The sequence below is a fragment of the Elstera litoralis genome, assembly GCF_000963705.1.
GTDB classification, from domain to species: Bacteria; Pseudomonadota; Alphaproteobacteria; order Elsterales; family Elsteraceae; genus Elstera; species Elstera litoralis.
This window is the reverse complement of the sequence record NZ_LAJY01000250.1, coordinates 1-8,111: the sequence shown is the minus strand read 5'-3', so window position 1 is coordinate 8,111 and position 8,111 is coordinate 1. Positions and strand designations below refer to the sequence as shown.

At 64.1% G+C, this 8,111-nt stretch carries 10 protein-coding genes and 1 pseudogene; 8 read left to right on the top strand and 3 right to left on the bottom strand.

All coding sequences use genetic code 11. From position 1 onward, the window contains the following. From VZ95_RS10495 to VZ95_RS27030, 6 genes are all read left to right on the top strand, one after another. On the top strand, positions 1 to 525 hold a 525-nt coding region (locus VZ95_RS10495; protein WP_045775793.1), incomplete at its 5' end, for a carbohydrate ABC transporter permease. A 23-nt stretch (positions 526 to 548) separates the two neighbouring features. Next, complete coding sequence (locus VZ95_RS10490; RefSeq protein WP_456297697.1) at positions 549 to 1,265, top strand: ABC transporter ATP-binding protein; 717 nt, start codon at positions 549 to 551, stop codon at positions 1,263 to 1,265. Further along, complete coding sequence (locus tag VZ95_RS29765) at positions 1,262 to 1,552, top strand: TOBE domain-containing protein (protein ID WP_456297696.1); 291 nt, start codon at positions 1,262 to 1,264, stop codon at positions 1,550 to 1,552. Before VZ95_RS10490 ends, VZ95_RS29765 begins: the two co-directional genes overlap by 4 nt. After that, complete coding sequence (locus VZ95_RS10485; protein ID WP_045775792.1) at positions 1,549 to 2,319, top strand: L-iditol 2-dehydrogenase; 771 nt, start codon at positions 1,549 to 1,551, stop codon at positions 2,317 to 2,319. Before VZ95_RS29765 ends, VZ95_RS10485 begins: the two co-directional genes overlap by 4 nt. A gap of 48 nt (positions 2,320 to 2,367) precedes the next feature. Beyond that, positions 2,368 to 3,141, top strand: coding sequence for an SDR family NAD(P)-dependent oxidoreductase (locus VZ95_RS10480; protein ID WP_045775791.1), 774 nt, complete (start codon positions 2,368 to 2,370; stop codon positions 3,139 to 3,141). Between the two features lie 37 nt (positions 3,142 to 3,178). Continuing rightward, positions 3,179 to 3,880 (top strand): FGGY family carbohydrate kinase, encoded by a 702-nt coding sequence (locus VZ95_RS27030; protein ID WP_232302600.1) that lies wholly within the window; start codon positions 3,179 to 3,181, stop codon positions 3,878 to 3,880. Here the strand turns inward: VZ95_RS27030 and VZ95_RS27025 are convergent. Then, the gene (locus VZ95_RS27025; RefSeq protein ID WP_232302602.1) at positions 3,877 to 4,104 is read right to left on the bottom strand and encodes a hypothetical protein; all 228 of its coding nucleotides are present in this window, start codon (positions 4,102 to 4,104) and stop codon (positions 3,877 to 3,879) included. The two genes, VZ95_RS27030 and VZ95_RS27025, sit on opposite strands and share 4 nt — an antisense overlap. On the opposite strand from VZ95_RS27025, the pseudogene VZ95_RS29280 reads away from it, so the two are divergent. Together VZ95_RS29280 and VZ95_RS10470 are read left to right on the top strand one after the other, a co-directional pair. Further along, positions 4,030 to 4,808, top strand: a pseudogene (locus VZ95_RS29280) (FGGY-family carbohydrate kinase). The gene VZ95_RS27025 and the pseudogene VZ95_RS29280 overlap by 75 nt on opposite strands. Before the next feature lie 2 nt (positions 4,809 to 4,810). After that, positions 4,811 to 5,743 (top strand): carbohydrate kinase family protein, encoded by a 933-nt coding sequence (locus tag VZ95_RS10470; RefSeq protein ID WP_045775790.1) that lies wholly within the window; start codon positions 4,811 to 4,813, stop codon positions 5,741 to 5,743. Positions 5,744 to 5,816: 73 nt separating this feature from the next. Here the strand turns inward: VZ95_RS10470 and VZ95_RS10465 are convergent, their stop codons facing one another. Then, positions 5,817 to 6,869 (bottom strand): ABC transporter substrate-binding protein, encoded by a 1,053-nt coding sequence (locus tag VZ95_RS10465; RefSeq protein ID WP_045775789.1) that lies wholly within the window; start codon positions 6,867 to 6,869, stop codon positions 5,817 to 5,819. Next, positions 6,866 to 8,111 (bottom strand): NAD(P)/FAD-dependent oxidoreductase (locus tag VZ95_RS10460; RefSeq protein ID WP_232302599.1); only part of this gene is annotated, 1,246 nt, incomplete at its 5' end. The genes VZ95_RS10465 and VZ95_RS10460, both read right to left, overlap by 4 nt.

Sequence of the window (8,111 nt, the reverse complement as noted above, 5' to 3'; positions counted from 1 at the left end):
AAGCGCACGAAAGACGTGCTGCTGTGGATGCTCTCGACCAAGATGATGCCCGCCGTGGGCGCGCTGGTGCCGATCTATCTGATTTTCCGCGATACGGGGATGCTGGACAATCGCTGGGGCCTGCTGGTCGTGCTCGGCATGGGCAATCTGCCGATTGTGGTGTGGATGCTCTACACTTACTTCAAGGAAATTCCGAAGGAGATCCTGGAGGCCGCCCGCATGGATGGCACCAATTTGGGCCAGGAAATCCTGTTCGTGCTGCTGCCGATGGCCGTGCCCGGCATTGCTTCCACGGTGCTGCTGAACGTCATCCTGGCCTGGAACGAGGCCTTCTGGACGCTGAACCTCACCACGCGGGCCGCCGCCCCGTTGACGATGTTCATCGCCGCTTATTCGAGCCCTGAAGGGCTGTTTTGGGCGAAACTGTCGGCGGCATCCACCCTCGCCATCGCCCCCATTCTTATCATCGGCTGGTTCAGCCAGCGCCAGCTCGTGCGCGGCCTGACGTTCGGCGCGGTGAAATAACCTAATTTTAGGAGGAGCGACCTATGGGCGCGATCCAACTTCGAGGCATCAAGAAATCCTTCGGCGCGGTCGATGTTATTCCCGGTGTCGATCTCAGCATCAATGATGGCGAGTTCGTCGTCTTCGTCGGCCCGTCCGGCTGCGGGAAATCCACCCTGCTCCGCCTGATTGCCGGGCTGGAGGATGTCAGCGGCGGGGCGATTCTCATCGACGGGCAGGATGTGGTGAACCTGCCGCCCGCCAAACGCGGCCTGTCGATGGTGTTCCAATCCTACGCGCTCTATCCCCACATGAGCGTGCGCAATAACATCGCCTTCGGGCTCAAAATGGCGGGCATGCCGAAGGCCGAGATCGACAAGAAGGTCGATGCGGCGGCTGCCGTGCTGAACCTCACCCCCTATCTCGACCGGAAACCCGGCGCGCTGTCCGGCGGCCAGCGCCAACGCGTCGCCATTGGCCGGGCGATTGTGCGCCAGCCGAAGGCATTCCTGTTCGACGAGCCGCTGTCGAACCTCGACGCGGCCCTGCGCGTGCAGATGCGCCAGGAAATCACCCGCCTACAACGCCAACTCGCCACAACGGCGATTTATGTGACGCACGATCAGGTGGAAGCGATGACGATGGCCGATAAAATCGTCGTGCTCAACGCGGGCCGGCTCGAGCAAGCGGGCTCGCCGCTGGAACTTTACGATCACCCGGATAATCTGTTCGTCGCAGGTTCATCGGCTCGCCGAAGATGAATTTCATCACCGGGGCCGAAGCCGAGCGCCACGGCGCGAAAACCTTGGGCATCCGCCCGGAGCACCTTAACCCCACCCGCGACGGCCCCGGCTGGCGCGGCACCATCACCACCGCCGAACATTTGGGCAGTGACACCTTCCTCTATCTCGACGTGCCGGGAATCGGCGCGATGACGGCGCGGGTGCAGGGGGAAGTGGGGCTGAAGGTCGGCGAAACCGTCGCCCTCGCCCCCGACCCCACCCGCCTGCACCGCTTCGACGCCGCCGGAAAGGCCATCCGACTATGAAACTTCACACTAAAGTCGCCGTGATTACCGGCGGCGCGCGCGGTATCGGGTTTGCCATCGGCGCGCGCTATGTGGCGGAAGGCGCAACGGTATTTCTCGCTGACCGCGATCATGCCGAAGCCGAAAAAGCCGCCGCCGCGCTCGGACCGAAGGCGCATGCCGTGGCGCTCGACGTGACCAAACTCCCGTCGATTGACGCGATGGTCGCCCAGGTGGTCGCCACCGCCGGGCGCATCGATATTCTGGTGAATAATGCCGCCGTGTTCGATATGGGGCCGGTGTTGGACGTAACCCCGGAAAGCCTGGATTTCCTCTTCGCCGTCAACGTGAAGGGCCTGTTTTTCACCTTGCAAGCCGTCGCGCGGCAGATGGTGGCGCAGGGCACCGGCGGGAAGATCGTCAATATGGCCTCCCAAGCCGGGCGGCGCGGCGAAGCGTTGGTCTCGATCTATTGCGCGACGAAAGCCGCCGTCATCAGCCTCACCCAATCGGCGGGGCTCGATCTCATTAAATACCGCATCAATGTGAACGGCATCGCCCCCGGCGTCGTCGATACCCCCATGTGGGACGAGGTCGATGCCCTCTTCGCCCGCTACGAGAACCGGCCCTTAGGCGAAAAGAAGCGCCTTGTGGGCGAGGCCGTGCCCTTCGGGCGCATGGGCTTGCCCGAGGATCATACCGGAGCCGCCGTGTTCCTCGCCTCGGCGGACGCCGATTTCATCGTCGCCCAAACCCTCAACGTCGATGGCGGCAATTGGATGAGCTAATCCGCCGCCCTCCCCTTTTTCATATTTTGCTGCTGTGGAAGAACCACCATGTATCTCGATAAATTCAAACTCACCAACCGTATCGCCCTCGTGACCGGCGGCGGACGCGCGATTGGGCTCGGCTCGGTCGAAGCCTTGGCCGAAGCCGGGGCGAAGGTCATCATCGCGGATTTCGACGCGGCGGTTGCCGCCGAAGGCCAAGCCCTGATGAAGGCTAAAGGCTATGACGTCGATACCGTGCTGATGGACGTGACCAATAGCGCGCAAGTGACCGAAGTGGCCGCCGAAACCGTCGCCAAATATGGCCGCATCGATATTCTGGTGAATAACGCCGGGATCGCCCGCAGCGAGACCCCCGCCGAAACCGTGACCGACGAGCATTGGCTGAATGTGCTCGACGTGAACCTCAATGGCACCTTCTGGTGTTGCCGCGCATTCGGCAATCACATGCTCGCAGCAGGCAGTGGCACGATTGTGAACATCGGCTCCATGTCGGGCTTCATCGTCAATAAGCCGCAGGGGCAGAGCTATTACAACGCCTCGAAAGCGGCGGTGCATCATTTGACCAAATCGCTCGCCGCCGAATGGGGGGCGCGCGGGGTGCGGGTGAATGCGGTCGCCCCGACCTATATCGCAACCCCGCTGAACGCGTTCGTGAAATCGAAGCCGGAGATGTATAAGGCCTGGCTCGACGGCACCCCGATGGCCCGGCTTGGCGAGATCGAAGAAATCGCCTCGGTCGTGCTGTTTCTTGCCTCCGATGCCGCAAGCCTGATGACCGGCAGTGTCGTTGTAGTGGATGGCGGTTATACCTGCTGGTAGAGGTAAGGGCAGGCGGCGCGGCAATAGGGGCTCCAGCATGGATCAGGCGTTTATCGGCATCGATGTCGGCACCGGCAGCGCGCGGGCCGGGGTGTTCGACGCGGGCGGGGCTTTGCTCGCCAGCGCCAAGCACCCGATCCGCCTGTGGCACGGACCGGGGGGCGTCGCCGAACAATCCGCCGAGGATATTTGGGCGGCGGTCTGCACCGCCACGCGCGCGGCCCTCGCCGCCGCCGGTCTACCTTCCGACCGGATTGCCGGAATCGGGGTCGATGCCACCTGTTCGCTGGTCGTGGTGGATGCCGCCTTCCAGCCGGTTTCGGTGAGCGCGACCGGCGAGGCCGCGCGCAATATCATCGTCTGGATGGACCATCGCGCCACGGCGGAAACGCGCGAAATCAATCAAAGCGGCGCGCCGGTGCTGGAGTATGTCGGCGGCTCGATCTCGCCTGAAATGCAGTCGCCGAAGCTGCTGTGGCTGAAGCGGCACCTGCCGGAAAGCTTCAAGCGCGCCGCCCATTTCTTCGATCTGTCTGATTATCTCACCGCGCGGGCGACCGGCAGCCTCGCCCGCTCCACCTGCACCGTCACCTGCAAATGGACCTATCTTGCCCATGAGCAACGCTGGGACGGCGATTTTTTTTCCGCGCCATCGGCCTGCCGGAATTCCCGGAAGAAGGCTACAGCCGCATCGGCACCGAGATTGTCGAACCCGGCACGGCCTTGGGTGACGGGCTAACGGCGGAAGCGGCGCGCGACCTCGGTCTTTCCCCCGGCACCCCCGTCGGCGCGGCTTTGATCGATGCGCATGCAGGCGGCGTCGGCACCGTTGGCGCGATTGGCCCGAACGGCGAAGCGCCCGATCCGCTGGCGCGCGTCGCCTATATTATGGGAACCTCCGCGTGCATTATGGCGAGCACGGAAACCCCGCTGTTCGTCAAAGGCATTTGGGGGCCGTATCACTCGGCGATGATCCCCGGCTTCTGGCTAAACGAAGGCGGACAATCGGCGGCAGGGGCCGCCATCGATTATCTGCTGCGCCTGCACCCGGCCTTCCCGGAGTTGGAGGCCCGCGCCAAGGCCGACGCGCTCGCCCCGCTGGAATGGCTGGAACGGGAAATACTCGCGCACGGCCCGGCGTCCAGCAGCGTGCTCGGTACCGAAACCCTGCACATCGTCCCCGATCTGCTCGGTAACCGATCGCCCTTCGCCGATCCTGACGCGCGCGGGGTAATCCTGGGGCTCGATACCGAAGCGGGGCTGGAGGGGTTAACGCGCCTCTACCTCGCCGCCCTGTGCGGCTTGGGCTATAGCACGGCCCAGGTGATCGACGCCTTCCGCGCGGCGGGGCGCGCCTGCACCACCCTCGTCATGAGCGGTGGCGCCAGCCGGTCGGCCTGGTGCGGCAGATTATGGCCGATTGCACTGGCTGCACCGTCGCCTATCCCACTACCAACGAGCCGGTTTTGCTCGGCGCAGCCATGCTCGGCGCGATGGCCGCCGGGCGCTTCACGAGCCTGGGGGCGGCGATGGCGGCGCTTTCGCGCATCGGCGTGCTTACCGACCCGACAAAAGGCGCAATCGCCGCCTTCCATAGCAAGAAGCGACAGGTTTTCACCCTTATGCAAGCTCTCGACCGGCACAGCCGCGCGATTATGGCAGGATAGATATGACCCAAGGTTGGCTCCTAAGTTGCGGCGACGCGCTGATCGATTTTATGCCGACGCAGACGCCGGACGGGCAGTCCGCAATGCACCCGGTCGTCGGCGGCTCCTGCCTCAATATCGCCGTTGCGATGGCCCGTTTGGGCGCGCCGACGGGGTTCATCGGCGGGCTCTCGACCGATATTTTCGGCGAGATGATCGCCGATCATGCCGAAGCCTCCGGCGTCGATCTGCGCTTTTGCGACCGCAGCGACGACCAGAATACCCTCGCCTTCGTGCAGTTGATCGACGCCCAAGCGCGCTATGCTTTCTACGATAAAGCCACCGCCGCCCGCGCCTGGCGGTTCGATGCCGCCCGGTTTCCGTGGGCGGAGGTCGATGCGGTTCATATCGGCTCGACCACGCTCATCGACGATCCGACCAGCGCCGAAACCCTGGCGCTGGCCCGCAGCGCCAAACCGCACACGCTGGTGTCGCTCGACCCCAACTGCCGCCCGGCGCTGGTGAAGGATCTCGCCGATTTTCGCGCACGCATTGCCGCCTTCGCCAAAGAAGCCCGCCTCATTCGCCTGTCGGACGAGGATTTCGCCTTTCTCTATGGCGACGCCAACCCCGATGCCGTGGCCGATCAGTTTTTGAAAGACGGGGCCGATCTGGTCGTGCTCACCCTCGGGCGGCACGGGGCGACGGCCTGGCACAAAGCCTCCGGCCCGCTCCACGTCCCCGCCCCGGAAATCACCGTGGTCGATACCATCGGCGCAGGCGACACCTTCCTCGCCGCGCTGCTGGTGGCCCTGCGCGAACGGGACGCGCTGACCCGGCTCACCAAACTGCCGACCGAAGTCTTAGGCGATAGCCTGCGCTTCGCCTCAGCCTGCGCCGCCATCACCTGTTCGCGCGCCGGGGCGAACCCACCGTGGCGGAACGAGGTGAACTAAGGCACGGTCCAGGGCCGTCAGCCCTGGTTGGGAGAGCCCGAGAGGGCACCTTGCCCTCTCGGAAAAACCAATCTTAACGTTCGATCATTTTATTCCAGCGGCTATTCCACTCCGGGCGCTTTTCGTTGATCGCGTCCCAATCGAGATTCACGGCGGTTTTCATATTGGTATGGAAAGCGGCGAGCTTCTGTTCGGCTTCCGGCGTCGTCGCTTTGGCGGCGGGATTGGAGGGCACGATGTTCCCGGCGGCCAGGGCCTTGCTTTGCGCCTCCGCCGACAGGAGATAGGCCGCGAGCTTTTGCGCCAGAGCAGGTTCGGAATTATTGGCGATGACGCATTGCGCCACCATCAGCACGACCGAGCCTTCTTTGGGCTGGGCATATTCGACCGGAATGCCTTTTTCCTTCAGGGTCGCCACGGCGGTCGGCGTCAGCGGGAAGATCGCGGCGTCGCCGGTTTGCACCATTTCGGAGATTTTGGCCGAGCTGGGGATGAACTCCAGCACATTGCCGCCGATGATATCGCGGAATTTGCTGAAGCCCGGCTCCACATTCTTTTCGGTGCCGCCCTGAATGCGGTTGAACATGAGGAAGGCGTGCAGGCCGAAGGACGAAGCGGAGGCCGATTGGAACACGACCTTGCCCTTAAACTTCGGATCGGCAAGGTCCATCCAGGATGTCGGCGCGGCCCAGCCTTTTTCGTCGAACATCTTCTTATTATAGGCAAGGCCGGTCATGCCGAGATCGATGCCGACCGCCATATCGTCCTTCATGCGCGTGCTGGGCAGAACCGCGCCGAGTTCGGGGGAAGGCTTCAGCTTTTCGCAGAGCCCGGCGCCAACCGCGCGCACCATGACGCCATCGTCGAGAAACATCACATGCATCTGCGGCTTGTCTTTGGCGGCGGTGGCTTTGGCGAGAATATCCGCCGAGCCGCCCGGCACGACGACGATTTTAACGTCGTTGGCCTTCTCGAAGTCCGGGAAAACGGCTTGCGTGAAGGTCTTTTCGAAATTACCGCCGTTCATGCCCACGTAGAGCGTTTTGCTTTGGGCAGCGGCGCTCCCGGCGGCGAGGATCAGCGCGGCGGCAGCGGTTGAAGCGAGGATGGTCCGGGTCGTCGTCATGATGCAAAACCTTCTCTCTGTTCGGATTTTTGGTCGTTTTGTTGGTCTTGCGCCTGTCCATTGGTGGCAAGCGAAGCGGCGGCCCGGCGCGCAAGGAAGCGCGCCGGGGAAAAAGCGTGAATGGGGGTCTGGGTGCGCCCATCGCGCACCAGATCGGCCAGCACCTCGCCGACACCGGGGGCGATCTGAAACCCCGCGCCGGTAAAGCCGAAGGCGTGGATCAGGCCGGGCGTGGTCGTGCTCGGGCCGATGATCGGGTTTTTGTCGGGCGTCGCGCCCTCGGTGCCGGTCCAGAAGCGGATGGCGTGGGCGTGTTTAAGCGCCGGGAAAATTTCTGCCGCCCGGTTCATGATGGCGAGCGCGCCGGCGCTGCGCGGGCGGGAGAAATCGGGATCAGGCAAAGCCTGGCCGCGCTCGCCGCCGACGATGCAGTTCCCGCGTTCCACCTGCCGCGCGTAAATCCCCCCGCCTTCCATGCCGATATTCACGTCCATCAGCGGCGGCAGCGGCTCGGTGACGATCATCGACGGGTAAATGCGCTTCAACGGTAAGGCCTCGCCAAAGCTCGCCGCGAACGGCGCGGCCCAGGCCCCGGCGGCATTGATAACGGTCCCGGCGCGAACGCTTGGCCCGGTTTCGGTTTCGAGCGCAAACCCCTCCGCCTGCCGGGTGACGCCGATAACGGGGGTTTGCTCGAACACCTGCACCCCCGCCCGCCGTGCCGCCGCCGGAAACCCCGCGGCCACCAAACGCGGGTTCGCGTGACCATCGCTCGGGCAAAAGGACGCGCCCGCCAGCCCGTCGCCGATCCAGGGGAAGCGCTGGCGTAAGCCGCCCGCGCTTAACAATTGCAGATCGAGCCCATAGCCCGCCACGGTTTCAGCATAAGCTTCGAGCGCCGACATATCGGCCTCGGTTTGAGCGAGCTTGAGATGACCGGAGCGTTGATATTCGCCGTCGATGCCAATCAGCCCGCGCAACCGCACCCAAACCGCCGAAGCGCGGGCCGCCAGCGGCAGTTGTTCGACCGGGCGGCCTTGACGGCGCACGCCGCCATAATTCACGCCGCTGGCCTGCGCGCCGCAGAAACCTTTGTCCAGCAGGGCAACAGAAAATCCCATCCCGCGCAGCGCCAAGGCCGCCGAACTGCCGACGAGCCCGCCGCCGATAATGGCGACATCGACCGAAATCCGCCCGCTCATTCCGCCCCCTCCAGGCCGAGGGGCAGCGGCTTGACCGGGG